Here is a 26,171-nt window from a genome sequence, read left to right as displayed (position 1 = left end):
ATGTACATCCGCCGCGAAACTTCTTCCGACCGTGACGCAATCTATTCACTGCTCGGGGCGGCGTTTGCCGACCAAGCGCCGCCCGGCGAGTCTCCCTACGAGATCGAACTGACACGTCAACTCTTCGCCTCGAACGACTACTTACCGAAGTTGTCCCTTGTCGCCGTCGCCGGTGATGAGATCGTTGGTTTCGTGATCGGAACACGCGGATGGGTCGGTCCCGTTGAGGCGGTTGGCCTCGGCCCGTTGGCAGTCACACCGGACAACCAACGCAGCGGCGTCGGTTCGGCGCTGATGCACGCGGTGATCGGTGCGTCCGACGCTCTGGACGTGCCACTGCTCGCCCTCCTGGGCAGCACCGAGTACTACCCGCAGTTCGGGTTCGTCACCAGCACGGACGCCGGGATCGATTCTCCGGAAGCCGAGTGGGGCGAGCACTTTCAGATCAGGACCCTCACCACGCACCGCCCCGATCAGACGGGGAAGTTTTCATACGCAGCGCCTTTCGGGGTCGCTTGACCCTCAGCGCGATGTAAGAGTTCTTTGACATCCAGCGCACGTAGACCTACGCTCAGGCATGTCAAAGAACTCTTACACCTGGGAGGCTTCATGAGCACCACGGCACGGTGGAGCCTGATCATCGGTATCGGCGTCGCAGCAACGCTAGCCTTCAGCTTTTTTGCAGCATCGACCGCCGATGATCGGAAGACGTTGGCCTTCATCGTCTTCGCAATCGTCATGGCACCGGCTTGTATCGGGTCGGCGTGGGCCCTTTTTCCATCGGAGAACGACAAGGCCCCCGCCTACCCCGAGGACACCGTCGAAACAGAATGGAGTCGCAAGGCCGGCTTCGGCGCGTTCACCGACTTGATCACTGCCATGGGGATCGCGCTGATCGCGCACAATGTCTTCGGCGCTCCCGAACTGCCGCTCGTAATGTTTACAGCCCTCGGGCTGGCCGACTTCGGAATCCGGTACTGGGCAGTGTCGAGGGACCGCACCCCACAATCGAGATCTGACGAGATCTGATGCGCAACAACCTTCAAGAACTTCGTACGGCAGCCGGATTGTCACAGCAAGCGTGCGCCGACGCGCTCGGCATCGCACGCCAGACCGTCATCTCGATCGAGAAGGGACACTTCGACCCGCGTCTGTCACTGGCGTTCCGAATCGCCGAATACTTCGACAAACGCGTAGACGACATTTTCTCCAGCTGACGCCGTCTCGAACTGACGGAAGATCAGTCGAGCTGCGGTTTCAGTCGAGCTGCGGTTTCAGTCGAACAGAGTTGGCGATCCGTTTTCGTCGTTCCCGTCTTCGACGGCCGTTGCCTTCTTGCCCGAGCCCTTGCGGACGACGGTCAACGTCGTCGTTCGACGCGACAACCTGTGCCCGTCACTGTGTTCGAGCAGCGCCATCCCCTGGCGAACTTCGACCACCGTCCACGGACCCGCATGGCCGGCTGCCTGCACGAGGTCACCGGACTCCACCTCAGTTGCCATGACCACTCCTTGTTCGTCGTGTCCTGCACGTTCTCCTTCCTATTATCGACGCGGCCACCTGGTAGTCGACGCGCAGGGTACCTACGCTGCAGCTGCAACCTTGACCGCATGGCCGACTTCGGCTCGGAATGCCGCGTATTCGGGTGAGCCTCGGAGATCGTCGGGATCGACGCCGGTTCGTGGCAGATCGATTTTCAGGTCGAGCGCGACCTTGCCCGGTCGGCTTGTCAGAACTACGACGCGGGAGCCGAGAAAGGCCGCCTCGTCGGCACTGTGAGTGACGAAGACACTTGTTCGCCCCGATTCGGCACTGACACTGCGCAGGTCCTCCTGCAGACGCTCGCGAGTGAGGGCGTCCAGCGCGGCAAAGGGTTCGTCCAACAGGAGCAACGACGTTTCGGCCGCCAAGGCACGAGCAATTGCCACCCGCTGCTGCTGCCCGCCGGAGATTTCCCAGATACGCCGGTCCGCAGTGCCGACCAGACCGACGCGGTCGAGAAGCTCGTCACGCCTTTGCCCGCGTTCGCTCTTCGCAACGCCGGCGTATTTGAGTGCCAGATCGATGTTGCCGCCCACCGATTTCCACGGAAAGAGCCGTGGCTGCTGAAACACCACTCCCGCACTCGACCCGGGAATCGGGTCGGATCCGGAGACCTGAACCGTTCCACTGGAAGGACTTTCGAAACCCGCGATCAGCCGCAGCAATGTGCTCTTGCCGCAACCCGACGCTCCGACGAGAACCAGAAACTCACCAGGTGTGACGTCGATCGATACGGGCCCGAGTGCCGTGACGGACTCTCGACCGTGGCCGTACCTGTGCGAGACGGTGTCGATTCGGATCGCGCCCGGGCGGTCGGGGGCGAATCCACCCGAGGCCTGCTGCGCGGTCACGCTACTGGTCAAGGACATCGGGAAGCCCCTTCACATAGAGAGCACTCTGAAAGACCGTCAGGTCAGGCACACTGTCGATCTGCTTCTGCTCGGCCAGGAATTGCGCTGCACTCTGCAGGTTCACTGCCAGATTCCCGGGAGCGCCCTCGGTGCCCAACCATTCCGGCGAGGAGATCTGCTCCGGAGTGAGGAACACACCCTGTTTCAACTGCGCTGCCGCGTCTTCCTTCGAGGCGCCTAATTGTGCGGCAACAGCTTCCGCTGCCGCGTTCGGATCAGTGGCGATCGTCGTGAGCGCGCGGGCCTGAACCTGGCGCCAGGTGTCGACGATCTCGGGGTGATCCTTGGCAAACGCAGTCGACACCACACCAAGATCGAGTGTCGGCTTTCCTGCTGTCGCGAGCTCACGGCTGGCGATCAACTGTGTTCCGTCCTTACGGAGTTCGTCGAGCGTGGGCAGCCAGGTGTAGACGGCATCGATGTCACCGCGCTGCCAGGCTGCGAGGGATGCTTGCGGCTGGAGATCCACCAATTGGACGTCGTCGGCACTGAGTCCGGCCTGGTTCAGCGCTGCCAGCAGACTGTAGTGCGCGGTCGAGGCGAATGCCGTGGCCACTTTCTTGCCGCGCAGATCTGCGACGGTCTTGATTCCGGTTGCGTTGCGCGCCACCAGGGCTTCGTTGTCGCCGGCCACGTCCAGAACAAACGCGACCTGATACGGAATGTTCAGCGGTGCCGAGAGTCCACGAGCAACCGGACTCGAACCGATTGCGCCGAAATCGATTTCACCGGCGATGAAGGCGGTGTTGATGTCGGCTCCCGAATCGAACTTCGTCCACTTCACGTTGTACTCGGGCAGTGCGTCTTCGAGCCAGCGATTGTTCTTGACTATCAAGTCGCCGCTCGGGAACGACTGGTAAGCGATACGGATTGTTTCCTTGGACGAATCCTGGCCCGAATGATCCACCGAGCACGCACCGAGAACAAGGGCAAGGACGCCGATCAGCACCGTGAACGCCGTCCGGGAAGCCCTTCCTTCATTGCGCGTCGAATTACTGCTGCGCTTCAGATTGCTGCTGGCGTGTTTCTGATTGGCGGTCATACTTTTCCCCTCCAGGGAACGGCGCGGCGCTCTGCAGCCCGCAGCAGTCCGTCGATGATCAGGCCGGAGAATCCGATGGCAAAGATCCCCACCAGCACGACCGGTGTGTTGTTGTAATTGCTTGCATCCTTGACCATTCCGCCGATTCCGGGGATGCCGTTGAACAGTTCGGCCGCGACCACCGACGAGTACGCCATACCCACAGACAGCCGAATGCCCGTGAAAGTTTCCGGTAAGGCCGACGGGATGACGACGTCCCGGATCACTTGCGCCCGTGAGGCTCCCAGGGCCCTGGCCGCTTCGACCAGTCCGACCGGCGCCGCGACCACAGCAGCTGTGGTGGCCACCGCTGCCGGCGGAAGAGCAGCGAGCGCCAGCAATGTAATCTTCGGCGCCTCGTCGATTCCCAGCCAGATCACCAGCAGGAAGAAATACGCCAGGGGCGGCAGTGCGCGCAGGAACGTCAACCACGGTTCGAGCAGGCTCCGCAGCCATGTCACCGATCCCATGGCCAAACCGAGGATCACGCCCAATCCGACGCCGATGATCACACCGACCAGCACCCGTCGCAGCGTCATGTAGAGGTGCTCCCAGAGCAGGTAGCCCTGGTAGCCGCGCACTCCGTCGTGCGTGGTCATCGTGTTGACGAAGGCATGCCAGACCGTGCTCGGGAACGGCACGAAGGTCTCACTCCAGGTGCCGCTCGCGGCAGCGACCTGCCACAGGGCCAAGAATGCGATCACGGAAAGCACCGGCAGTCCGACAGTGGTCGCACTCGAAGTCCACGGCCGACGCGGCTCACGGTTCGGTTCCGTGACTGATGTTGGTTCTATTGCTTCGACAGGAGTCGACATCGCTGTTCTTCCTCGACGTACGGAAAATTCCGGCACACATGCAGCAACGGGCGCATATGCAGGGGCGAAGGCGCACAGAGCGGCGCCATTCTCACTCAGGAGAGTCGGAAGGAATCAACAGCAACAGCAGTTGGCACCAAGACGGCACAGGTCGACGGCGATGCGTCGTGTCAGTGGCGTCGAGGGCATGGGGGTTATTACTACCTGTGTCTGCAATTACCCGCAAATGCGGGGGAAATAGGCGTCAATCGGCCAAGCGAACCGACAGCGAATACATGAGCGGGATCTCGGGTCGTCCGGCCGGGACTCCCCAACGCTTGCCGCCGAGTTCAGCCATCTCCTCGAATCCTTGCCAACCGTTGGCGTACGGGTACTCGTCGAAGGACTCGAGCGTCAATCCGGCGCGCCGCAAAGCTCCTAGCACCTCGGAAATGGACCAGTTGAATTCACATGAGGGGAAAGGATTTTCGAAGTTCTCGACTCCGTTTCCCTCAGCGCCTGGCAAGATGAGATCGGCCGAATCTGCCACGTAGTCGCCCACGCCACGGGGTTCGGTCACGGGAGTCCCGCCTCCGTACGGGTATGTCAGCGACCACTTCTCGTCGAAACACATGGCAAACGGATGAAACTCCACCAGAACGAATCGACCGTTCGGCGCCAGAACACCGGCAATCCCCTCGGCCCACTCGTCGAGATCGGGTAACCAGATCACCGTTCCGTACGAAGAAAAGACTTCGGTCGAACTTTCTCTGGCCAGCGGCAGCAGCGCGGAGCCACGCAGATACATCGGCACGCTCGAAATCGGCGGCAATATCGGATTCCGCGGACAAGGTTCGGGCGAAGTCGATCGCGGAATCCGCGATGTCGACGCCGGTCACCGCGGCACCGAGAGCGGCCAAACTCAACGAATCCTGACCGGAATTGCACTGCAGATGAAGAATCGAGGAGCCGTCGATCTCGCCGAGCAGCGCCAGTTCTTCCGGATACAAGGTCGACCCGCCGTTGCGAAAGAACTGTGCCTGGTCTCCTTTGTGACTGTTGTGAGCGACGGTCGCCGCATTCCACGACAACCGATTCATCTCCGCTGCATCCATCACTACTGCATCCACCTCTACTGCATCCACTTCTCGACCCACAACAAAGTCCGCCCGAGTTCACCACGTCCCCGGTCACGTCGGCAATCGATTTACTGGGCTGGAAACCTATCCGAACGAAGATGCAACAGGTTACAGTTTTTCGACGGACCATCGAAGGAGAACCAGTGCGCTACGGACTCAGCCTGTTCACCAGTGATCGCGGCATCCGCCCTGCCGATGCAGCAAAGGCTGCGGAGGCGAATGGATTCGACGCCTTTTACGTTCCGGAGCACACTCACATCCCCGTCTCGAGGGATTCCGATCACCCCGGAACCCAGTCGGCCGAATTGCCCGACGACCGTTACATGCGCACACTCGACCCCTGGGTTGCCCTCGGCACCGCCGCGTCGGTCACGAACACCATCCGATTGGGCACCTCCGTGGCCCTCCCCCTCGAACACGATCCGATCACTCTCGCGAAAACCATCGCATCGCTGGACCATCTTTCCGGCGGACGCGTGGTCTTCGGCGTCGGATTCGGCTGGAATGCAGAGGAACTCGCCGACCACGGCGTACCGCCCAACAAACGCCGGACCGCACTCCGCGAGTATCTCGAAGCCATGGGCGAACTGTGGTCGAAGGAAGAAGCGTCGTACGACGGCCAATTCGTGAAGTACGGACCCAGCTGGGCGTGGCCCAAACCAGTTCAGAAGCCCCGTCCTCCCATCCTCTTGGGCGGCGGCGGCAACGAGAAGACTTTCAAGTGGATCGCAAAGTCTGCCGACGGGTGGATCACCACACCCATCGAGCAGGAGATCGACGGAAACGTGGAACTGCTCCGAAAGATCTGGGCCGAAGCAGGTAGAGTCGGCGAGCCTGAAATAACCGTCCTGGCAGGCAAACCCGATTCGGAGAAGCTCGCCCACTGGGCAGACATCGGTGTCACCGAAGCAATGTTCGGCACTCCGGACAAGAGCCCCGACGAGGTTGTCGGATACATGGAACGTCTGGCAGCCAAGCTCGGACGGTGAGGTCCGCCACAGCATCTTGACCTCAACTGCACTCGAGGTTTTAACGTCGGTATTGCACAAGACAGTGCAACGGCAGCAAAACCCGAGACAGAAGAGGGGCGAGGAGTGACCACAAAACTGGTTGGCACCCAATCTGTTTCGGATGACTCTGTTGATGCGGAGCCGTCCATCCGAAACTCCTTCGTCGAGGCGTTCCGGAACCATCCCGCCGGCGTCTCGATCATCACCGCAACGGGCGATGACGGCCCGGCCGGCATCACGTCATCGTCGGTGATCTCGATCAGCGCCGATCCTGCAGTTCTGGCGTTTTCACTGCAGTCGTTGCGAGGCTCTGCGAGCGTCATCGCTTCCGCCCGCAGTTTTGTTGTTCACCTGGCAAATTCGGCGAACGAACGACTGGCTTCCACGTTCGCAACCCGCGGCGCTGTGCGCTTCGGAGACGATATGCCCTGGTCGTTTCTCTCGACGGGTGAACCGTTCCTACATGGGACAGGCCACGCCCTGCGTGCGGTTCCCTTGAATGCCACTACATGTGGCGCCGCAGTGATCGTCACTGCACGCGTCGTCGACGTCATCGATCCGCAGCACATGTCAGCGCCGCTCGTCTATCACAATCGAACCTATCGAAATCTCTCGACTCACAACATTTCCTCAAAGGAAGGCATGTCACATGACTGAATACGTTCTCCCCGAACTGGATTACGACTACGCCGCTCTCGAACCGCACATCTCCGGCGAGATCATGGAACTGCACCACAGCAAGCACCACGCCACGTACGTGGCGGGCGCCAACAGCGCAATCGAGCAGTTGGCTGCTGCGCGCGAAGACGGCACGATCACCGCGAAGGCGCCGCTGCTCAGCAAGAACCTCGCCTTCCACCTCGGCGGCCACACCAATCACTCCATCTTCTGGAAGAACCTCTCCCCCAACGGCGGTGAGCGGCCAGAGGGCGAGTTGGCAGCCGCAATCGACGAGCACTTCGGCACCTTCGACGCATTCGTCAACCACTTCTCCGCTGTAGCAACCACTTTGCAGGGGTCCGGCTGGGCGGTACTGGCCTACGACACGGTCGGGCAGCGCCTGGTCATCGAGCAGCTCACCGACCAGCAAGGCAACATCAGCATCGGTATCGTTCCGTTGCTCATGCTCGACATGTGGGAGCACGCTTTCTACCTGCAGTACAAGAACGTCAAGGCCGACTACGTGAAGGCCTACTGGAACGTCATCAACTGGGAAGACGTTGCACAGCGATACGCGACGGCCACAGCCTCGACCGGCTTGATCGTCCCCGCCTGATCGTCCCCACCCGATCACTGCCATATCACCCCGATCAGCCCAGCTCGGCACGGTGGCTCCGTTGCCGAGCTGGGTTTTTACACCCCCGAGATCGATGTATGTGAAGGCAGGTAACATACACCGAGCGCGGCTGACTCGGCCGTCCGCCGATTCGACTCCGAGGGGAACCAGTGCTCGATATCAGTGGTTTGATCGCGACGTGGCGTCCGACGCTGGACACCGCAGCACGCAATGCATGGGGACTCTCGTTCGGCGACGGTGTCGAGAAGACCGAACGCACCCCGTCCGTACTGATCAGCGAAGGTCCACACCGCGATCTGTATCGCTTCGGCGCATTGTGGAGGCCAAGAGGTAATCCGGTTCTCCTCGTACCGCCCCTCGCGGTTTCAGCCGACTGTTACGACCTTCGTGCGGGCCAAAGCCTCGCCGCGCACCTACTGGATGGGGCGAACACGCCCTACCTCCTCGACTACGGGACCATGCGGTACTCCGACCGCGGGATGGGTTTCGAGGCCTGGGTCGACGACATCATCCCGGAAGCGATCCGTACGATCTCGGACCTACATGACGGCGCACCGGTTTCGCTGATCGGGTGGAGCCTCGGCGGGACCATGTCTCTGCTCACGGGCTCCGCTCACTCCGACCTGCCGATCGCATCGATCACGGCAATCGGAACGCCAATCGATTACACGAAGATTCCCGCTATCAGCCCCTTGAGGCTGATCGGCAAATACACGGGCGACACCCCACTCACGTCCGCGACCAATCTTGTCGGCGGACTACCTGCTCCACTCGTTCAGGCGAGTTACAAGGTGACGGCGTTGCAGCGCGAAGTTCTCAAGCCATGGTTCATCATGCGCAACCTCCACAACACCGAGACACTGGCTCGCATGGAATCGATAGACAAGTTCATGGCAGCCATGCCTGGATACCCTGGCAAGGCTTTTCAGCAGATCTGCGAACAACTCATGCTCGGCAACAATCTCTACAACGACGCCGTCACGCTTGCCGGACGCGAGATCAAACTGTCAGCTCTGAGCGTTCCCGTTCTCGCGGTCGGCGGCACCACTGACGTGATTGCACCCATCGCTTCGGTGGAAGCGATCACGTCGGTCCTCACCGGAGCGCCGTCGGTCCGGTTCGAGAAGGCGCCGGGAAGTCACCTCGGGCTCGTTGCCGGCCCCACCGCGAGAGACTCCACCTGGGCGCACATCGACGAATTCTTGAAAGAGAATGCACTGCAGTTGGTTTCGACCAGCTAAATCACGGCGTTGTGATGCCCGCGGCTACAGCTGCCTTGTGCCAATCCGGGAATTCACTCAGCAAACGGGTGTACAACTGGGCGTCGTCGACGGTGTCGATGTCGTCCAGCGCGAAGAATCCGGCATTGTCGACCACCCTGCCGTCGAGGTCGTCGAGCTTCTCCAGCACTCCGTAGTTGGCCTTGCCGATTCCGACGAACTGCCAAAAGGCCGGGAGCCCAGACGCTTCGCGCATCAATTTCGTGATTTCCTTGCGCTCGCTGAAGCCACCGTCGGTGAAGAACAGGACGAGCGTCGGCGCCGAACCACGTGTCAGGCCGGAAAGAATCTCAGTCATGATCGGCACTTCACGATTTGCGGCGCCGATCTTGTCGTAGTTGAATCCGCCGTGCGAGCCGCGCAAGTGCAGGTAGGTATCCGACCACTCTTCCGCGTCATGGACAGAGATCTCGGGGAGTTTGACGAAGCTGACTGCATACAAGTACGGCTCCAGCTTGCCGTCGTCATCGAGTTGGATCGCAACGGGAATCATGCGTTCGACAACACGATGCACCACTCTGGTGCGGTACTGCTTGGCCATACTTCCGGTTTTGTCGATCACCAGGACCACCCGTGCCCGAATTCCGTTGCCACCCTTCGTCAGCAGGACCTTGGCCACTTCGCGCTTTCGGAGGTCCAGCTTCTCCCGCTTCACCATGGAGAGTTTGGCTTCGTCGGGCACGGTCCGAATGCCGTCTGTCGTTTCAGCAGAGCCGGCGGGTCGAGCCGGCGGTTCCTCGTCGACCGACACTCCGAATGCTGTTACCAGGTCCGCCAATCCGCTGTCCCAGCCAGCTGACACGTTTCGCAGCTTCCAGCCCGCGCCGCGGCGATAGATCTCGACGAGAACCGCTGCCCTCTCACTCGTCAACCCCAAAGCCTGAGCCACGATGGCGGTGGAACCAACCTGCTCCACCACGACACCAAGGCCCCCGACAGCAGACAGGGTTCCGTTTGCCGCCGCATCAAGTGCCACGGCAACACTCAGCTGATGGATGTCAGCGGGCAACCTCGCAATGTCGATTTCGATGACGCCGCCGGACTCCAAGCGCACCGCGCCTTCGGGTGAGACCGGCTGATTGAAGAAGACAAAATCTGCGTCGTCCCGTACTTTGTTCCGTTCGTCGAGCTGGAACACCATCAGGTCTACCGTGCCCGGGGCGCTACCGTTCACCGCCACCTTCAGCGAAGTTCCCTCAACGACTGTGTTCGCTCCACGCGCCAGCTCCATACCGGAAGATTAGCTGGCCACCAAAGAATCAACGGCCCCGCGGTCGGAAGAATCACAGCACACTTTCAGCAATCGCGAGGATTCTCGAGGCAGACTGTTCGTGGAAGATATGTCGCACGCGGGACCAAGAGCCTGAACATCGACAGAATCCTAGGGTCGATCAGGAGGTCAAAATGCCGCACGGCCAGACGCGCACCATCCCGATGTTGCCACTCTTGCCACCTCTGACGAATTTCGACGACGCAAGTCGCTCGGTCGTGTCCTACCTCGACGAATATCTTCCGCTGGCACTGTGGTCGATCACGCGGTTCGACGGGTCCAATCAAATCTTTCTCACCGTCTCACCCAACCCACTTCACATCGAAGTCGGCGAGACCCGGGCTTGGCCAAACACCATGTGCAGCGGGGTGGTACTCGGAAATGCGCCGCCAGTCTCATCGAATCGCGCGCTCGTGCGCGCACTGTCCCGTGATGGCAGGTGGGAAGGCATTGGCGCATACCTCAGCATCCCAATCCTCCACAACGACGGCAGTCTCTTCGGCACTCTGTGTGGCGCCGACCCGAGTGCGGGCGACTCCGCACTCGAGGACAACCTGGCCCTCCTCAATCTCCTGTGCCGACTTCTCGGAACCATTCTCGATGTCGACTATCAGCGCGCGCAGTCAGTCCGACTGGCCGAAACTGCGCAACTCGATGCCGAGACCGACCCGTTGACAGGTCTTCTCAATCGGCGCGGGTGGAATCGCATCCTCGAGGCCGAGCAAACTCGGTACCGCCAATTCGCCGATCCGGGAGCTATCATCATCGTCGATCTGGACGGCATGAAGACCATCAACGACGAACTCGGCCACGCCGCGGGCGACGAATACGTTCAAAGGGCCGGCAAGATCTTGGCAGCGTGCGCGCACCCTGGTGCGGTGGTTTCACGGTTGGGCGGAGACGAGTTCGGAATCGCTCTGCCCGATACACAGCCGCGCGCCGTCGACTACCTGCTCGAGTGTTTGGAGAAGGCGTTCCGGAATGCCGACGTCTGTTGTTCGATCGGTCGAGCCGACTTTTCCATGACCCAAAGCCTTTCCGAGACTTGGGATACGGCCGATGCGGAGATGTACCGCCACAAGCGCTCGAAGCACTGATTCGACTCCTCCACGGCCGGTTGGCACCGCATCGGAGGATCCCTTCGATGCGGTGCTCGGTCCGTGTTCTGTTGTCGCCAAAGAGGTTTGACCTCTCAGGTTTTGAAGGTGGTGTTCGCCGGCCTGGGTTGCTGTCCGGGGTCGATCGAGGGCGGCGGGATGAAACAGGGTTTGTTGTCGGCGCCGATTCGGATTTCCCATTTGCCGACGAACCCTGATTTCCGGTGCATCAGTCGGTGATGTGAACGGCACAGCAGGACCAGGTTGTTCATCACCGTCGGCCCGCCGTTCGCCCAGTGCCGGATATGGTGCGCATCGGTCCAGGCGGGCACCCATATGCAGCCCGGGAACGCGCAGCCTCTGTCGCGGGCAATCAACGCAGTCCGTTGTTCGGCGGTGACCAGCCTCTTTCCTGGTTGCGCATCCAAGGGCGCGCCGTGATCATCGAGCAGCACCGTGGACAGGAAACAATCGCACCCAAGGAGTCTGGTCTGCGAGACCGAGAGCGGCCCCAGCCACGGCATGTGCCCGACATCAAGATCAGACACAGCCACTCCACCACCATCAGTTGGTGTGGCGGCGCAGTCCCGATGCTCCGCCAGATCGCGGGCGTTGATGTGCACGTTCACGTGCGGCCGCTGACCGCCGTCGGTTCCGGTCTTGGCGCAGTCGAGATAGCGGCGGATCAGTTCGGTGAACCCGTCCGCGGTCCGCTTCGCTGCCGACCGAGAATCCGGGGTTCCATCCGGTGCCGGGGTGGGCATCGTCAAATTCGACAGGGCCGACAGCAGCATTTCTCCGGTGAGGGCGTCGAAATCCCCGCGCACCACCACTCGACCGTTCAACGTCGACGCGATCCGCAACTCATTCCGATCCACATCCTCGGCGGGCGGAATCTCATCCGATTCGAAAATGCGCTCTAACGTCGCGATCACGTTCCGCACTTTCGTGGTTGTCGCTTCCACTCCGGACGCGGCAGCCAACAACAAATCGATACAGCGAGGGAGCGCTTCCTCCGGCATGCCCTTCGGTGGTGACTCACAGAACGCCACGATCAACACGGCATGATCGAACGAGCAATCCCCGCCATCGAACCGAGCAGCCACCGCCGGAAACGGCCGCAACGCCGCACCCAACGCGGCGATCTTCTTCCCGTCCCGAACCTGCAGCATCGTGTTAGCCGCCAACCAGGACCCCACACCGCGGCTGGCAGTCACCTGATCATCCGGGCGCAACGACAACTCGTCCACCACAGCCACACGCACAGCTTCGAGGCGCAGAATCTCCGCACTCGCCTCGACAGCAGCAGCGCGCAACTCAGCAGCAGACAACTGCCACAGACGTCCGCGTAACCCCACCGCAGAACCAGACACCACATCCGACAACAAGACACTCATTGAATCCCCCGATCCCCTCCCCAAATCATACTCGAACATGCGTTCGAGTCAATACCTCACTACCAGCGCAAATAAGAGCAGGGAATAGTTCGACGGTCGCACGCGTATTATTTGAGTAAGCAATACTTGCGGTCGCAAATAAATGGAGGGCGTCACCGATGACAACTGATGAACACGTACGTGGTCGTGTGTGGCGCGACCTCGTCGTCTCCCACAGCGTCATCCTCGGCAAGATGGAGGCGGACCTTCGAACCACCACCGGACTCACCCTTGGCCAGTACGACGTTCTGCTCCGACTGCACCAAGCTCCGGGAAACACGATCCGAATGGGCGATCTGGCCGAACTGGTCCTGGTCACCACCAGTGGCGTGACGCGCGTCGTCGATCGATTGGTCGAGGCCGGATTAGTGGAGCGCGTTAGACCGGACAACGATCGACGCGTCGTGACGGTATCGATGACGCCTGCAGGCAAGAAGACGCTTCGAAAAGCGTCCGCCATACACACGCGAGGGATCGCCGAATATTTCTCCGATCTCATTGAAACCGAGGAGCTTCCGGTACTCGAACGCTTCTCCTCCCGACTTGCCACACATCACACCAATCAAGGCGGCGCATGCGATGCGCACGTAGGACAGCTTTCCATCACCCCCACGAACAGATAGCGAGAAACAACATGGCTTTCGAATTGGGCGTCTACCATTTCGGTGAACTCACCCCAGATCCCACTACCGGCGCGATGATGAATCCCGGTGTCCACCTTCGCCATTTGGTGGAGCAGGCAACCGTTGCCGATCAGGTTGGACTCGATGTCTTCGGCGTCGGCGAGCACCATCGCACCGACTTCGCAGTCTCAGCCCCGGCAGTTGTGCTCGCGGCAATGGCTCAGGCTACCGACAACATCAAGCTGTCCAGCGCCGTAACTGTACTCAGTTCCGACGATCCCGTCCGTGTGTTCCAACAGTTCGCGACAGTCGACCTGCTTTCCGAAGGCCGTGCCGAGATCATTGCCGGCCGAGGTTCGTACACGGAGTCATTTCCGCTCTTCGGGTACGACTTGTCCCAGTACAACGAACTCTTCGCCGAAAAGCTTGATCTACTACTGAAACTGCGCGACGAGAACCCGATCAACTGGGAAGGACAACTTCGCCCACCACTGATCGACGGTGACGTGACGCCCCGCCCGGACCGTCAGATTCCGGTGTGGATCGCAGTCGGAGGTACTCCGGCCTCTGTCGTCCGTGCCGCGAAACTGGGCCTGCCCCTCTCACTGGCCATCATCGGTGGAAGTTACCAACAGTTCGAACCGTTCGTCGATCTATACCGCAGGGCTGCAGCGGAGTTCGGACACGATCCGAAGAAACTGGCTGTCTCGATTGCTTCGCCAGGATTTGTCGATACCTCGAAGCAAACAGCACTCGACACGTCGTACCCGTACTTCCAGGCCGGGTGGATGCAGAATCATCATCAGCGCGGAAACGGAGTTCCCATGCCGCGCAGGGCATATGAAGCGCAGGCAACCACCGCGGGTGCGTTCTTCCTCGGCGGCCCGCAGGAAATCATCGACAAGACGATGGCGCAGTACGAACTGTTCCATCATGACCGCATCATGATCCAGATGGGGTTCGGCAACGTGCCACAGAAGGACATGCTGCGTGCGATCGAGATCCTCGGCACCGAAGTAGCCCCCGTTGTGCGTAAGGAAATCGAATCACTGAAGTCGTCCCAAAAATAGGAGTTTCGATGAGCACACCGCTCAAAATTGTTGCCGTTGTCGGCAACCTTCAAAAACCCTCCAAGACTCGCGCCCTCGTCGACCTGATCGTCGAAACCTTGGGAGACTTCGAGCAGATCGACACACGAGTTTTCGAAATCGTGGATCTGATTCCAGGTCTTGCATCTGCTCTGGATCGCGATCACGTCGACTCAGTGACCGCCGAAGCGCTGGCAGCAGTCGAGTCCGCCGATATCGTCATCGCGGCGTCACCGGTGTTCCGAGGCTCGTACACGGGAATGTTCAAGCATTTCTTCGATCTCGTGGACCAGTACGCGCTTGCCAACACTCCGGTGATTCTTGCTGCGACAGGTGGCAGCGACCGCCACGCTCTCGTGTTGGACCATGCCCTGCGTCCACTGTTCGCTTTCTTCCAAGCGCTGACCGCTCCGGTCGGGATCTATCTCAGCTCAGGTGATTTCGACGGAACGACTATCCTCAACCCCGAGGTATTCGAGCGTATCGAGATGGCAGCAAAGGACGTCCTGCCGGTAGCGAGGATGCTCGCGGAGCGGGATCGAGTTGCGCTGACGTGAACACCCCTCATTCGCACAACACGGCAACAGTTGCCGGTCTGAGGATGATCGAACAGCTACGTCAGGTTCACGAACCTCTGCGAGCCGATATCGAGGTACTCGAGAATGCCCTGCAACTGTTTTCGGACGAAACCGCCGATCTGACTCGGATACCCGAGATGATCGACAATCTGACGATCGCGGATTTCGTCTGGCAACTACGGGTCAACTGCGACTTCTACTGCAACACGCTGACTCTGCACCACACCATCGAAGATCAACGAATGTTCCCGGTAATGACCAGGAACTTTCCCGAGTTGGCCCCTGCGGTCGAACGACTGCAGGCAGAACACAAGCTTGTCGGGGAGATCGTGTCGGAAGCCAAGCGTGCGTCGCTCGCGCTGAGCACCGAATCCTCCACGGTCAATCGGGCACACGCCGCAATCTCCGAATTGGCGGATCATATGCAGTCGCACCTCGATTTCGAGGAGGCCACACTCTTTCCGTACTTCCGACGGATGGATCGCGACTGGCATTACGGCTGATCGCGCACACTCAGTGATTCTTCAGCTCCATCGCAGTAGCGTCGAAAGGGCCACCTCATGTCAGGAGCCCCCCCATGACCACCCCGGATCAACCCACTGTCCAGCAATCCGTTCCTCAGCACCCGATTCGACCACCCGTCAATGCGGGCTGGGCAGTGGTCTCGCTGCTGTTCTTCTGGCCGCTTTCCTTCTCCGCTTTCACGCACGCCTTCAACGTGTATCCGCTGTGGGCTGACGGCGATATGGCCGGGTCGCGGTATGCGTCCGATCGAGTGAAACGGCTCGGTCAGATCTCGCTGTGGATCGCAGGCGGCCTACTACTCCTGGTCTGCATCCTGTACGCGATTGCGGCAATCGTGTGGTTCGCCAACGGTGGCCACGATTACGGTCCGCGGCGTATGCGCTGAACAGCCACCCTGGACAACCACACCACCAGGACATCACCTCATCAATCGATCGACGAACTCCATGGTCTGGTCCATCGAAGCGACCGTCGTTTGACCGTGGCTGATTCCGGCGAGTTCTTGATACTCGAACTGCGTTCCCCGCGAACGCATGTCGACCAGTTGCGCCCAGGTAAGGGCGACAGGAACCGTTGTGTCCGACACGCTCTGCACCACGCGCAGTGGACGGTCGTAGCCGTCGACCGGCACCTGCATCATCTCGCGGAACAGGTCGTACATGCGCGGCGTCCATACCGACCGAGAAAACAACGAGCTCAACTGGATTCGTTCGGCTCGAATGTGTCGGCCGAGATCTCCGGCGCACAGTGTCCGAGCCTTTTCCATCCACTCGATCCCCTGCGGCGAGAGAACCTCGCGAATGTTCTCTTCGGGTCGTTGATCGTCGATCCCGGCCAGGACGTACAGCGCATATCCCACCAGCCCGGTGATACCGATGTCGGGAAACAGCGGGCCGCCCAACGGAAACAGCCCTTCCATGTGTGTGGGGCCTGCGACGACAACCGAGCCACGGAAATCCAATTCCGGTGCACGAGTGGTGGCATCGTGTCCCGCGAAGTACGCCGCATGACCACCTTCGGACAAACCCGCGACCATCCACCGCGGACTCAGCACATTGCCGTACAACTCGTGCGCGGCCCGCACGATGTCGACGGCATTCGCCCCGGCGGCATGTCCGTCGAGATAGGCCAGCACCCCGTCGGTACCAACTCCCGAGTAGTCGGTAGCGACCACCGCGTACCCCTGCTCCAACCAGCGTTCGATCGGTTCGATCTCGCCCGGACCGAATCCGGTCGACGAGGGTGCACACTGATCCGCACTGCCCAAAGTTCCGTGGGCATAGGAGATGACGGGCCAACCGCCCGCCGGTGGGGCGCCTTCCGGCAGAAACACGGACCCTGACGACTCTCCCCATCTGTCAGCGGTACGCAGAGTTCGATAGACGACCCGCTGCGTCTCACCGGCGCCGACCGGAAACACTGCGGCCGAGAGTTCGCCATAGGACTCCAGCGCGCCCGCGACTTCCGGTTCGTCCGCCGTCGCCACTGCAACACCTGACCCCCACCCGAGACCCGACAACAGAATGCTCGCCACCACGGCCGCAACAAAGGTTCTACCCGAACGACTCACCACGCCAACCCCTCCCGACCTATGCAGAGCATGATGTCGATATGCAGATCATCATCACCGGTCACAGCCTGCCCGGACGTGAGTGTTCCGAAACCGCAACCTTCGAAGAGCGCAGCAACATCCACGTCGGCGTTCAGCGCCGAGGCAAGCCACACGAAATCCTCGACCTCGTACCGGGAGATACCGAGACAGTGCGATGGGAACTGACAGCGAGTCTGGAGCGAAAGTCCGGTGCCTGGGACTTACTCGGTCCATACATCCAGGGTCCACCTCGCGGACGCTTCATCTACCTGTCCTGGGTGACGGTATCCGATGACCAGACGTTCGAGATGTTTCGGCGCGCAAAGCTGATGCTCGACGCGATCCCCGAGCACATCGCCGAGGAGGCCGACGCTTCCGGCATGCTCCACGGAGACCTCGGCCTCACCGACGCCGCAGGTAAACCACTGTGTGCGGCTATCCGACCGCCGACGATCACATGGTCATCCTCGCCTTACTGAGCATCGTTCAGTAGTGTGGAGATCGAACACTTAGTCTGCCCGGTGGCCCCACACGATCGATACGGAGTCCGAACTGATGAGCACCGAACACCTCGATGTCCTGATCGTCGGCGCCGGCTTGTCCGGCATCGGTGCTGCGTATCGACTCCAGACCGAGCTTCCCGGCAAGTCGTACGCAATCCTCGAGGCCCGTGCGAACAGTGGCGGAACCTGGGACCTCTTCAAATACCCTGGCATCCGGTCGGATTCCGACATGTTCACGCTCGGCTACCCGTTTCGGCCGTGGACAGATGCCAAAGCAATCGCCGACGGTGATTCGATCCTCCGGTACGTGCGCGACACCGCGCGAGAGAACGGGATCGACAAGAAGATTCGGTACAACCGGAAGGTGACGGCCGCATCATGGTCGTCAGCGGACTCGACGTGGACGGTCACTGTCACGACCGGTGACGAAGATGAAACCCTGACCTGCAACTTCCTCTATCTGTGCAGTGGTTACTACAGCTACGAAGGCGGATACACCCCCGACTTCCCTGGACGTGAATCATTCAGCGGCGACGTAGTGCACCCGCAGTTCTGGCCCGAGGATCTCGATTACTCCGACAAGAAGATCGTTGTGATCGGAAGCGGCGCCACCGCAGTCACTTTGGTCCCCACGATGTCGCGCGACGCGAGCCATGTCACCATGCTCCAGCGATCACCGACATACATTCTGGCTCTGCCGTCCAGCGACAAGGTATCGGACACCATCCGCGCAGTATTGCCGAATCAACTCGCGCACAGCATCGCTCGATGGAAGAGCATCGTAGTGAACCTGAGTTTCTATCAACTGTGCCGGCGCAGTCCAGCGCGTGCAAAGCGGTTGCTGAACCTCGCGATCAGTCGCCAACTCCCGGAAGAGATCCCACTCGATCCTCACTTCACACCCACCTACGATCCCTGGGATCAACGCTTGTGCGTCGTACCGGACGGCGATTTGTTCAAAGCCCTCCGATCCGGCAAGGCCTCGATCGAGACCGATCGCATCGACACTTTCACCGAGACTGGAATTCGTCTCGCGTCAGGTCGCGAACTCGAAGCTGACATCATCGTCACTGCAACAGGATTGAAGATGGAAGCGTGCGGCGGGATGTCGATCGAAGTGGACGGCGAACCCGTCACCCTCGGTGATCGTTACGTCTACAAGGGCATGATGATCAGCGACGTACCGAACTTCGCGATGTGCGTCGGCTACACCAACGCCTCGTGGACTCTGCGAGCAGATCTCACGTCGATGTACGTCTGCCGACTGCTGACGGAGATGGACAAGCGCGGCTATTCGAAGTGCGTGCCGCACGCGAGCGAAGAGATGGACCAGCGGCCGATCCTGGACCTGGCGTCGGGGTACGTCATGCGCGCTGTGGAACAGTTCCCGAAGCAGGGATCGAAGTCACCGTGGAACATGCGTCAGAACTACATCCTTGATCGTCTTCACTCGACGTTCGGGAGCATCAACGACCACATGACGTTCTCGAAGGCGCCAGCTCGACATTCGACACCGGTACCGAGCAAGAGTTGAGCGGACCACGAACAACCAGGTAGAGCAATCGGGCGAAGCCACCAATCGATCCGACGACAAAGAACACACCCGAACCTGCGACTACTGCACAGAGCGCACCGAGAACGATGATCGCCGACGCCTCTACCATTCGACCGGCGGACTCCGATCCGAGAACGTGTATTTCATCAACTCCTTCGTCCATAAAACTATTTTCAGCCAACCGTCCAGCCGGTTTGTAGGGACTTTAGTCGCGAGTCGGATCAAAATGGACTCATAATTGCAGGTCAAGCGTTCAGTTGGCCATTCCGGCCGGATGATCTCCAGTCCGTTCCGTTGTGATGGTCGGCAACCGAGTGCTGGTCGAATACATGGACGATTCACGAATCGACACGGTCGTATCAAATCTCCGTGCCTCTCCACCCACTCTTACGCAGGGTGTGGCCCAGCAGCGTGACCACCAGTGAAAACATCGGCAGGGCAATGATCACCCTCGCGGCAAACACCCCCGATCTTCCCGGCCGCGTCCTTCGCAGCGACAAGATCAACGAACTCGCGCAGGCCTGACAGCTTGACCTCGAAAGACGAAACCGCGGGCGACGAGTTCCAACGCCACGGCCACCGAGCAGGTTTGTGCCAACAACAACCCTGCCAATACAAGAATTTGCACAGCACCGGCCTGAACGGCCGATCCCGTCGCGAGCAACACACCGACAAAGGCTCCGGGCAATGTCACGAGGCCGACGGTGCGTGTCTGGTCGACTCCAGGCAGCAGAGCATCGGAGGCAGCGGTGCGGGCTACCTCCCACCGCGCATCGCGTTGGGAAAATCCAAGGCTCAGTGCTGCTTCCACTTCCCCGTACCGGTCGTCGACGGCGTCGAGTCCGCGTTTGGCTGCCATCGATGTTGCAGTCATCGCGCCACCCAGAACAATGCCGCCGATCGGCACCAGAGCGACGCCTTGCAGCGGAACCACTCCGGACAGCAGCATCAGTGGCAGAACCACACCGATTCCCGACGCCAACGCGATGGTCAGCCAAACTCCGGACGTCCCCGCGTTCGAGCGTCGTGCCGCGGTGAAAGACGCCGCAACGAACATGCCGGCGAGCACGAGGAGCGCCGACCAGATGTGGGCCAAGGCGGCGGCAAGGATCAACGAAATCGCAGCCAGCTGAAGAGCGCCACGAGCGAGGGCACCGGGGACCACCCGAACGCTACCGAGATAGGTGAATCGGTAGACGAGCGTGGCGACAAGTGCCATGACGATGCAGAGCACAGCCAGACGGATGCCGGAGTCGGCTATCGAAAGGCTCATGGGTCTCAGTGTTCCCTACGAGCCGAGTCCGATCCGAATTCGAGAACCGCTCAGAACACCCAACCGCGAAGGGCGACGAATCGCAGGCCACCGACAATTCCGCTCACGGCGATCACAAGCCCGGCTTGAAGAAGCCCGTCGGCGCCTGGGAGAAGGAAGCCGAGCGCACTGATGGCGGCAGAACTGGCGATCAACCCGACCAGTGCGAGTCCACCGCCTTCCCACTGCGCGGTGAACCAGTTGACGCGATCCGCGGCGTGGAAGGTGAGCCGGCGATGCAGCTCATTGGCCAGAATGGTGCTCAAGACCGCACCAACTGCGTTGGCGACCAGCGCTCCGTCACCGCGCAGCGCCAGAAAAGCGGCAAAGTACAAGATGTTGCTGGCTCCGCCGACGAGGGCAAAACGAACGAGCTGAGCAAAGGCGCCGTCGCCGGCAAGGGCGCGAAGCCTCGTTGCCGCGAAACCTGCACTCCGCGTACCCACCATCGAGATCGGATTGCTCCCGACCCAGATGTCAGACGTGCTCATATCGGCTTCTCTCATACGGACAATCGGAACCACACGTTCCGCTTAGTAATATAGCACTAACGGAATCGATCATTCCGCTTAGTGCCGTAGACTGTGAGGATGCCGACAACACACCCCGACGCTTCTCATGCGGGGACCTCGGCCGACTGCTCACAGCCGCGCCTTCGGTCCGACGCCAAGGCCAACCTCGAGCGCATCCTCAACTCCGCTCGCGAGGTGTTCGCTGCCCAAGGACTCGACGCCACGCTGGCGGACGTCGCGAAGCACGCCGGCGTCGGCGTCGGCACCGTCTATCGCCGGTTCGCCAGCAAGGACGAACTGATCCAGGCACTGTTCGACACGCGGTGTTCCGAGATCGAAACGATCGCCGCCACCGCCCGAGAGATGCCCGACGCCTGGGAAGGTCTTGTCTACTTTCTCGACGTGATCTCTCTGCGCATGGCAGACAACCGCGGATTCGGCGATCTCCTGATGGACGGACGCTTCACGTCCGACACCTTCGCTCGCGCGCGCGCCGGGATCGCTCGACACACTGCGGTACTTGTCAATCGAGCCAAGGAACAGGGCACCCTGCGCAGCGACTTCGAAGTCAACGACATTCCGCTTCTCATGCAGGTCGTCAAGATGGCCCAGAAGTTCGGTGGCGACGAGGCCCCTCAGGCTTACCGCCGCGCACTCGGGTTCATGATCGACGGACTCTGCGCGTCGCGCACCGACCATCGGGAACTGCCCGTGCCGGCGCTGTCCTCCGAGCAACTCGATCACGTCCTTCATCGGTTTCAGGCAACGCCCGGGAAGAACTGCTGAGTCGATTTCGGGGTCGACGCCATTGCGGCGTCGACCCCGAAATTTGCTGTCAGTGGGCGATTACCGGTTCACCTTCCGGCGAATCCGGAAGCAGTCCACTCCGAAGAACCAGTCCGGTCAAGACCGCACCGACCGCGAATATGCCTGCGGCCCAATAGAACGTCGTGGTGTAACTCTCGACGGCGGCCTGCGCCTGAGTCAGCGGATTCATCTCGCGGCCCACCAGGTAGTTGGTGGAAGCCGAGGCGGCAATCGTGCTGAGCAGTGCAGTTCCGATCGAGCCGCCCACCTGCTGCATCGTGTTGACCGTGGCAGATGCGACGCCGGCATCTTCGTGATGCACGCCTGAAGTTGCTCCCTGCATCGACGGGGCGAAAATGCTGCCCATGCCGAGTCCGGTGACGACGAGCCCCGGCAGAATGTGGACTGCATAGGTGCTGTCCACGGAAATCTGGGCCAGCAGCGTCATTCCGATCGCCGCGATGACCATTCCGCTCACGATCAGCACTCGCGGACCGACGCGCGGCAGCAAAACCGCTGTCGAAAGCGTTGCCGCTGTCACGATTCCGAACACCATCGGCATGAATGCGAGGCCGGTCATGATCGGGCTGTACCCGAGGATCAGCTGCATGTAGTACGTCAGGAACAGGAAGACTGCGAACATGCCTGCGCCGGAAAGGAAGATCGCCAGGTACGAGCCCGCCCGGATTCGGTCGAGGACCACCCGCAGCGGAAGAAGTGGGTGCTCGGACTTGGTCTGCCAGTAGATGAACGCCGCCATGAACACGACGCCGGCAACGAGCCACGAGATAGTGGGAGTTGCACTCCACCCGTCCGACTCGGCCTTCGAGAATCCGAAGACGATGCTGAACAAGCTGATCGACACCAGGATCGTTCCGGGGATGTCGAGTTTGGGTCGCGAGTCACTGGTGTGCGGCGCGAGCAACAGGACTGCTCCGACCAGGGCGATCGCCGCGAAGAAGAGATTTACGAAGAGGCACCAGCGCCAGTCGACCCACTCGGTGAGTGCGCCGCCGAGCAGCAGTCCGATGGCGCCACCACCGCCGGCAACGGCACCGAAGATACCGAACGCCTTGGCACGCTCACCTGGATCCGTGAATGTCACGGACAGCAGCGACAGGGCTGCCGGGGCAAGGAGCGCACCGAATACGCCTTGGCCGGCACGAGCGGCAACAAGCATTTCGAAGTTGACGGCTGCGCCACCGATGGCGGAAGCGACTGCGAAGCCGATCAGGCCGACGATGAAAGTTCGCCTGCGCCCGAACAAGTCGCTCAATCGACCGCCGAGTAGCAGCAAACTGCCGAACGCCAATGCGTATGCCGTGATGATCCACTGGCGGTCCGAATCACCGAACTCCAGTGAGCGCTGCGCAGCAGGCAGCGCGATGTTGACGATGGTGGCATCCAAGACCACCATCAGCTGCGCAATTCCCAGAACCGCGAGAACCAGCCACCGCTTTGCGTGGTTGTCCCCTGAAGGCGCTGAGGACTGCTCGAATTCAGTCCGTTCAGCAATGTCTGACATAGTCCCTCGCCCAACCTATGCGGAGATGGCTTCTCCGGTTAGCAAAAACGCTACACGAAAACGGAGAGGCTGTCTCCACTTGGCGGGTAGAGTGGGGACATGAGTACCGCAATGGAGCGCCCCCTTCGCGCCGATGCTGCACGTAATCGGCAGTTGATCATCGACGCCGCACGTGAATTGTTCGCCGAAGAAGGGATCGACGTCACACTCGACGACGTCGCCCGGCGCGCGGGGGTCGGCGTCGGAACGGTCTATCGGCGGTTCGCCAGCAAAGAAGAATTGATCGACGGAGTCTTCCAGCAGAACTTCGCCGACATGGCAGCGGCCGCGGACGCGTCACTTGCCAATCCGGATCCGTGGGACGGACTTGTCACCTTTGCCGAATTCGCCTGCAGCCGTATGTCGGTCAACCGCGGACTCAAAGACGTCCTGAACGGAACCGACGAGGGATGCGAGCAAGTCGCATGCCAACGATCCATCATCGAACCGTCGGTCGAGAGGATCTTCTACCGGGCCCAGGAGGCCGGGATGCTGCGCACCGACGCCGTACCGACGGACCTGTTCGGCCTCATCTTCATGGTGGGCGCAGTCACCGAATTTGCTCAGCCCGTCAACCCGACCGTGTGGCGTCGATACCTCTCGGTAATGCTCGACGGCCTACGCACGGAGGGCTTGCACCGTGACGCACTGCCCCTTCCTCCACTGAGTTCGGAGGAATTGCACGAGGCCAAGCAATGCCTGAAAGACCGCCGCCGTTGAGCGGTTCGGTCAGATCTGCTCACGAGGAATGAAAATCCACATCACGATGTAGATCAGAAACTGCGGGCCGGGCAGCAGGCACGAGAGTACGAACAGCAAGCGGACTGTCGACGACTTCCAACCGAAGTACCGAGCGATTCCGGCGCACACCCCACCGAACATTGCTCCCGAGCGGGCGCGGGTGAGCTTGCGGGTATTCATCGGGGAGGTCATGTGTTGTTTCCTTTCAACGGAACTCGCGGTTCATCCGCGTCGACCTCCACTATCCGCTGCCGATCCACCTGTGCGCATCAGGCCATGGACCCATCTTTTCCGACGCGGTGTGTCCTCAGGTACGAGTCCGTCCCCGCGTCAGACTCAGGGTTCTCCCCCACACCCCGGCCTCGGACCTCAGCCTCGCACCTCAGCAGGGAAACATGCGTCGAAGCCGTTTCGGAGCCGCAAAAGGTTGCCAGTTGTCGACGTCCTGCGCCAGACGATCGGCAACGGTCCACAACGCCGACGGGTTGTGGGTCAACCCCATGTGACTGCCTTGCACCGCAATGCTTTCCGACAGGCCTGCCGAGGTTTCACAGCACGCTTGCCATGGAACGATACCGTCGTGCCTGGAGTAGACCGACGTGGCGGGAACGGAAATAGGCGATCCCTGTTCGGATTCGATGCCGTCGACCGGAGGCAGTATCGCGTGATTGCCGGACAAACGAGCGTAGAGAGATCCGACTCTCGTCTGCTCCAGACTGGTGAGACCGAAAGGACTTCCCAGTGTCACTACCTGACGCACCGAATCCGGCAGGTCCCTCGCCAGCTTTCGAGCGTAGATACCGCCCAGACTCCAGCCAATTACCGACACCTTCTGCTCGTATCGATCTGCTACCTCGGCCAATGCGGCAGGCAGTCCGTCGACCACCGTCGCCGTCGGACCGGTGTTCAGACCCAGATTCCAACCGTGAACCCGGTATCCGAGAAAGCTGAGGTATGTCCTCAAGGCGAGAGTCGAAACGTCCGAAGTCAGCAATCCGGGGAGAACGAGGACCGGATGCCCGTCCCCACGCGGCGATCGAAGCAACCACGGAGCCGCGAGAAGCAGTGAAGCGATGTCGACCAGTCCGCGGGTCGGTTCGCTCAGACACATCGCCAAGGATGGTGGCCCCGGAACGAGTGGGTCGACTTCACGAATCAGCGTCGATCGCTGCGCCCAATCGAATTCGGTCTCCGCGAAATCGATCGCCGGGACTTCCGCAACTACGGACACCTGAACTCCTGTCGGCCGGTGCCCTCGTCGGGGCGTGTGGTGGGGCGGTTCCGCGAGCTGTGTGCTCAACCCGCGGAACCTTGTCCTCATCCACCACCGGTAGCGAACCAGGACCCGTTCTGCCCACAGATTCGTGACCAAAGGCCTCTCGACCACACGAACACTGTGTGATCCAGAACACTAGTTTTGGTTACGTTGCATCTACGTTGCGTAGATGTTTCGTCGCTTCCTACGAGATTTCGTCCCACAGAAGCGCGACCCACGCGGTCGCGGCGCCGGCGTCCTAGCGAGCGCTCAGTTCGAGCAACTCTCGGGTGGCAGATTTTCGGCGGCCCACGTTGTCAGTTCACTGAGAGCGGGGAGCAGCGCCTGCCCCGACGCTGTGAGTTCGTACTCCACGGCGATGGGCGGACCTGCATCGACGCTCCTCGTCACCAGGCCTGCCCCTGCCAACTCCGTCAGGCGTTCCGAGAGCACCGAATCACTGATCCCGCCCACCGCGCGCTTGAGTTCGGAGAATCCCGCCGGCCCGTTCAGCAGCGTGCCGAGAATGACGCCGTTCCACCGTTTGCCCAGGAAGCCGAACGCGCGGGCCAGAGCCCCGTCACATGCGCGGGGCTCGTGTCCCGCTTCGCTCTTGCTTGCCACCCCACCATCCTAGCCACAGTGCTAACGTATCCGTAG

The 26,171-nt window shown here is 60.8% G+C and carries 31 protein-coding genes and 1 pseudogene; 17 read left to right on the top strand and 15 right to left on the bottom strand.

The window, feature by feature from the left end:
• From YH3_RS17385 to YH3_RS17375, 3 genes are all read left to right on the top strand, one after another.
• A complete protein-coding gene (locus tag YH3_RS17385; protein WP_050654796.1) occupies positions 1-519 on the top strand; it encodes a GNAT family N-acetyltransferase in 519 nt (172 codons plus the stop codon).
• Positions 520-609: 90 nt separating this feature from the next.
• Positions 610-1,029 carry a hypothetical protein gene (locus YH3_RS17380; protein ID WP_054187716.1) on the top strand — a complete coding sequence of 140 codons (420 nt, stop codon included), beginning with the start codon at positions 610-612 and terminating at the stop codon, positions 1,027-1,029.
• On the top strand, positions 1,029-1,217 hold the full coding sequence (locus YH3_RS17375; RefSeq protein ID WP_064443767.1) for a helix-turn-helix transcriptional regulator: 189 nt from the start codon (positions 1,029-1,031) through the stop codon (positions 1,215-1,217). The genes YH3_RS17380 and YH3_RS17375 overlap by 1 nt, the downstream gene beginning before the upstream one ends.
• Positions 1,218-1,274: 57 nt before the next feature.
• On the opposite strand, the gene YH3_RS17370 is transcribed toward YH3_RS17375, so the two are convergent.
• From YH3_RS17370 to YH3_RS36710, 6 genes and pseudogenes are all read right to left on the bottom strand, one after another.
• Positions 1,275-1,502 carry a hypothetical protein gene (locus YH3_RS17370; RefSeq protein WP_007733785.1) on the bottom strand — a complete coding sequence of 76 codons (228 nt, stop codon included), beginning with the start codon at positions 1,500-1,502 and terminating at the stop codon, positions 1,275-1,277.
• Between the two features lie 81 nt (positions 1,503-1,583).
• A complete protein-coding gene (locus tag YH3_RS17365; RefSeq protein WP_007733784.1) occupies positions 1,584-2,411 on the bottom strand; it encodes an ABC transporter ATP-binding protein in 828 nt (275 codons plus the stop codon).
• Positions 2,395-3,495: an aliphatic sulfonate ABC transporter substrate-binding protein gene (locus tag YH3_RS17360; RefSeq protein ID WP_054827122.1), complete on the bottom strand. Its 1,101-nt coding sequence runs from the start codon at positions 3,493-3,495 to the stop codon at positions 2,395-2,397. The genes YH3_RS17365 and YH3_RS17360 overlap by 17 nt, the downstream gene beginning before the upstream one ends.
• Entirely contained in the window at positions 3,492-4,349 is an 858-nt protein-coding gene (locus YH3_RS17355) for an ABC transporter permease (protein WP_054827123.1), read from the bottom strand. The genes YH3_RS17360 and YH3_RS17355 overlap by 4 nt, the downstream gene beginning before the upstream one ends.
• A gap of 244 nt (positions 4,350-4,593) precedes the next feature.
• Positions 4,594-5,142: a hypothetical protein gene (locus YH3_RS36715; RefSeq protein ID WP_238592701.1), complete on the bottom strand. Its 549-nt coding sequence runs from the start codon at positions 5,140-5,142 to the stop codon at positions 4,594-4,596.
• Between the two features lie 37 nt (positions 5,143-5,179).
• A pseudogene (locus tag YH3_RS36710) lies at positions 5,180-5,428 on the bottom strand (class I SAM-dependent methyltransferase); the annotation flags it as partial.
• Positions 5,429-5,610: 182 nt separating this feature from the next.
• Here YH3_RS36710 and YH3_RS17345 point away from each other — a divergent pair.
• The 4 genes from YH3_RS17345 (at position 5,611) to YH3_RS17330 (ending at position 9,015) form a co-directional block, all read left to right on the top strand.
• The gene (locus YH3_RS17345) at positions 5,611-6,456 is read left to right on the top strand and encodes an LLM class F420-dependent oxidoreductase (RefSeq protein ID WP_064443766.1); all 846 of its coding nucleotides are present in this window, start codon (positions 5,611-5,613) and stop codon (positions 6,454-6,456) included.
• Between the two features lie 105 nt (positions 6,457-6,561).
• Positions 6,562-7,134 (top strand): flavin reductase family protein, encoded by a 573-nt coding sequence (locus YH3_RS17340; protein ID WP_042451450.1) that lies wholly within the window; start codon positions 6,562-6,564, stop codon positions 7,132-7,134.
• On the top strand, positions 7,127-7,753 hold the full coding sequence (locus tag YH3_RS17335) for a superoxide dismutase (protein WP_003940303.1): 627 nt from the start codon (positions 7,127-7,129) through the stop codon (positions 7,751-7,753). Before YH3_RS17340 ends, YH3_RS17335 begins: the two co-directional genes overlap by 8 nt.
• 170 nt (positions 7,754-7,923) lie before the next feature.
• Positions 7,924-9,015, top strand: a complete 1,092-nt coding sequence (locus tag YH3_RS17330) for an alpha/beta fold hydrolase (RefSeq protein ID WP_064443765.1) — start codon at positions 7,924-7,926, stop codon at positions 9,013-9,015.
• A 1-nt stretch (position 9,016) separates the two neighbouring features.
• Here YH3_RS17330 and YH3_RS17325 read toward each other — a convergent pair whose 3' ends face one another.
• Positions 9,017-10,285: a VWA domain-containing protein gene (locus YH3_RS17325; protein WP_050654800.1), complete on the bottom strand. Its 1,269-nt coding sequence runs from the start codon at positions 10,283-10,285 to the stop codon at positions 9,017-9,019.
• Between the two features lie 173 nt (positions 10,286-10,458).
• On the opposite strand from YH3_RS17325, the gene YH3_RS17320 reads away from it, so the two are divergent.
• Complete coding sequence (locus YH3_RS17320) at positions 10,459-11,421, top strand: sensor domain-containing diguanylate cyclase (RefSeq protein ID WP_064443764.1); 963 nt, start codon at positions 10,459-10,461, stop codon at positions 11,419-11,421.
• A 95-nt stretch (positions 11,422-11,516) separates the two neighbouring features.
• Here the strand turns inward: YH3_RS17320 and YH3_RS17315 are convergent, their stop codons facing one another.
• A complete protein-coding gene (locus YH3_RS17315; RefSeq protein ID WP_064443763.1) occupies positions 11,517-12,818 on the bottom strand; it encodes an HNH endonuclease signature motif containing protein in 1,302 nt (433 codons plus the stop codon).
• 158 nt (positions 12,819-12,976) lie between these two features.
• Here YH3_RS17315 and YH3_RS17310 point away from each other — a divergent pair, with 158 nt between their 5' ends.
• The 5 genes from YH3_RS17310 to YH3_RS17290 all read left to right on the top strand — a co-directional run bounded on the left by YH3_RS17310 (position 12,977) and on the right by YH3_RS17290 (position 16,056).
• Positions 12,977-13,480, top strand: a complete 504-nt coding sequence (locus tag YH3_RS17310) for a MarR family winged helix-turn-helix transcriptional regulator (protein ID WP_064443762.1) — start codon at positions 12,977-12,979, stop codon at positions 13,478-13,480.
• 11 nt (positions 13,481-13,491) lie between these two features.
• Positions 13,492-14,550: an LLM class flavin-dependent oxidoreductase gene (locus YH3_RS17305; protein ID WP_054781093.1), complete on the top strand. Its 1,059-nt coding sequence runs from the start codon at positions 13,492-13,494 to the stop codon at positions 14,548-14,550.
• A gap of 8 nt (positions 14,551-14,558) precedes the next feature.
• Positions 14,559-15,125 (top strand): FMN reductase, encoded by a 567-nt coding sequence (msuE, locus tag YH3_RS17300; RefSeq protein WP_019745144.1) that lies wholly within the window; start codon positions 14,559-14,561, stop codon positions 15,123-15,125.
• Complete coding sequence (locus tag YH3_RS17295; RefSeq protein ID WP_030535215.1) at positions 15,122-15,649, top strand: hemerythrin domain-containing protein; 528 nt, start codon at positions 15,122-15,124, stop codon at positions 15,647-15,649. Before msuE ends, YH3_RS17295 begins: the two co-directional genes overlap by 4 nt.
• A gap of 74 nt (positions 15,650-15,723) precedes the next feature.
• Entirely contained in the window at positions 15,724-16,056 is a 333-nt protein-coding gene (locus YH3_RS17290) for a CD225/dispanin family protein (RefSeq protein WP_047271108.1), read from the top strand.
• 33 nt (positions 16,057-16,089) lie between these two features.
• Here the strand turns inward: YH3_RS17290 and YH3_RS17285 are convergent, their stop codons facing one another.
• Complete coding sequence (locus YH3_RS17285) at positions 16,090-17,244, bottom strand: lipase family protein (protein ID WP_042452699.1); 1,155 nt, start codon at positions 17,242-17,244, stop codon at positions 16,090-16,092.
• A 38-nt stretch (positions 17,245-17,282) separates the two neighbouring features.
• Between YH3_RS17285 and YH3_RS17280 the strand changes: the two genes are divergently transcribed.
• Together YH3_RS17280 and YH3_RS17275 are read left to right on the top strand one after the other, a co-directional pair.
• Entirely contained in the window at positions 17,283-17,741 is a 459-nt protein-coding gene (locus tag YH3_RS17280) for a DUF5990 family protein (protein ID WP_042452701.1), read from the top strand.
• 76 nt (positions 17,742-17,817) lie between these two features.
• A complete protein-coding gene (locus YH3_RS17275) occupies positions 17,818-19,299 on the top strand; it encodes an NAD(P)/FAD-dependent oxidoreductase (protein ID WP_047271111.1) in 1,482 nt (493 codons plus the stop codon).
• A 523-nt stretch (positions 19,300-19,822) separates the two neighbouring features.
• Here YH3_RS17275 and YH3_RS17270 read toward each other — a convergent pair.
• Both YH3_RS17270 and YH3_RS17265 read right to left on the bottom strand, forming a co-directional pair.
• The gene (locus YH3_RS17270) at positions 19,823-20,593 is read right to left on the bottom strand and encodes an ABC transporter permease (protein WP_007731470.1); all 771 of its coding nucleotides are present in this window, start codon (positions 20,591-20,593) and stop codon (positions 19,823-19,825) included.
• Positions 20,594-20,643: 50 nt separating this feature from the next.
• Positions 20,644-21,081: a GtrA family protein gene (locus YH3_RS17265; RefSeq protein WP_020908979.1), complete on the bottom strand. Its 438-nt coding sequence runs from the start codon at positions 21,079-21,081 to the stop codon at positions 20,644-20,646.
• Between the two features lie 141 nt (positions 21,082-21,222).
• On the opposite strand from YH3_RS17265, the gene YH3_RS17260 reads away from it, so the two are divergent.
• Positions 21,223-21,930: a TetR/AcrR family transcriptional regulator gene (locus YH3_RS17260; RefSeq protein ID WP_007731468.1), complete on the top strand. Its 708-nt coding sequence runs from the start codon at positions 21,223-21,225 to the stop codon at positions 21,928-21,930.
• 49 nt (positions 21,931-21,979) lie between these two features.
• Here the strand turns inward: YH3_RS17260 and YH3_RS17255 are convergent, their stop codons facing one another.
• A complete protein-coding gene (locus tag YH3_RS17255) occupies positions 21,980-23,476 on the bottom strand; it encodes an MFS transporter (RefSeq protein ID WP_003940566.1) in 1,497 nt (498 codons plus the stop codon).
• A 99-nt stretch (positions 23,477-23,575) separates the two neighbouring features.
• Between YH3_RS17255 and YH3_RS17250 the strand changes: the two genes are divergently transcribed.
• A complete protein-coding gene (locus YH3_RS17250) occupies positions 23,576-24,235 on the top strand; it encodes a TetR/AcrR family transcriptional regulator (RefSeq protein ID WP_080712681.1) in 660 nt (219 codons plus the stop codon).
• A 9-nt stretch (positions 24,236-24,244) separates the two neighbouring features.
• Here YH3_RS17250 and YH3_RS17245 read toward each other — a convergent pair whose 3' ends face one another.
• From YH3_RS17245 to YH3_RS17235, 3 genes are all read right to left on the bottom strand, one after another.
• Positions 24,245-24,448 carry a PspC domain-containing protein gene (locus YH3_RS17245; RefSeq protein ID WP_003939828.1) on the bottom strand — a complete coding sequence of 68 codons (204 nt, stop codon included), beginning with the start codon at positions 24,446-24,448 and terminating at the stop codon, positions 24,245-24,247.
• 190 nt (positions 24,449-24,638) lie between these two features.
• Entirely contained in the window at positions 24,639-25,487 is an 849-nt protein-coding gene (locus YH3_RS17240; protein ID WP_063315824.1) for an alpha/beta fold hydrolase, read from the bottom strand.
• A gap of 294 nt (positions 25,488-25,781) precedes the next feature.
• A complete protein-coding gene (locus YH3_RS17235) occupies positions 25,782-26,135 on the bottom strand; it encodes a helix-turn-helix domain-containing protein (protein WP_007731459.1) in 354 nt (117 codons plus the stop codon).
• Between the last annotated feature and the right edge of the window lie 36 nt (positions 26,136-26,171).

Origin of the sequence: Rhodococcus sp. YH3-3, from assembly GCF_001653035.1 — a bacterium.
Taxonomy (GTDB): Bacteria; Actinomycetota; Actinomycetes; order Mycobacteriales; family Mycobacteriaceae; genus Rhodococcus_F; species Rhodococcus_F qingshengii.
Note: the sequence above shows the minus strand (reverse complement) of the source record. Positions and strands in the feature narration are given on the sequence as shown.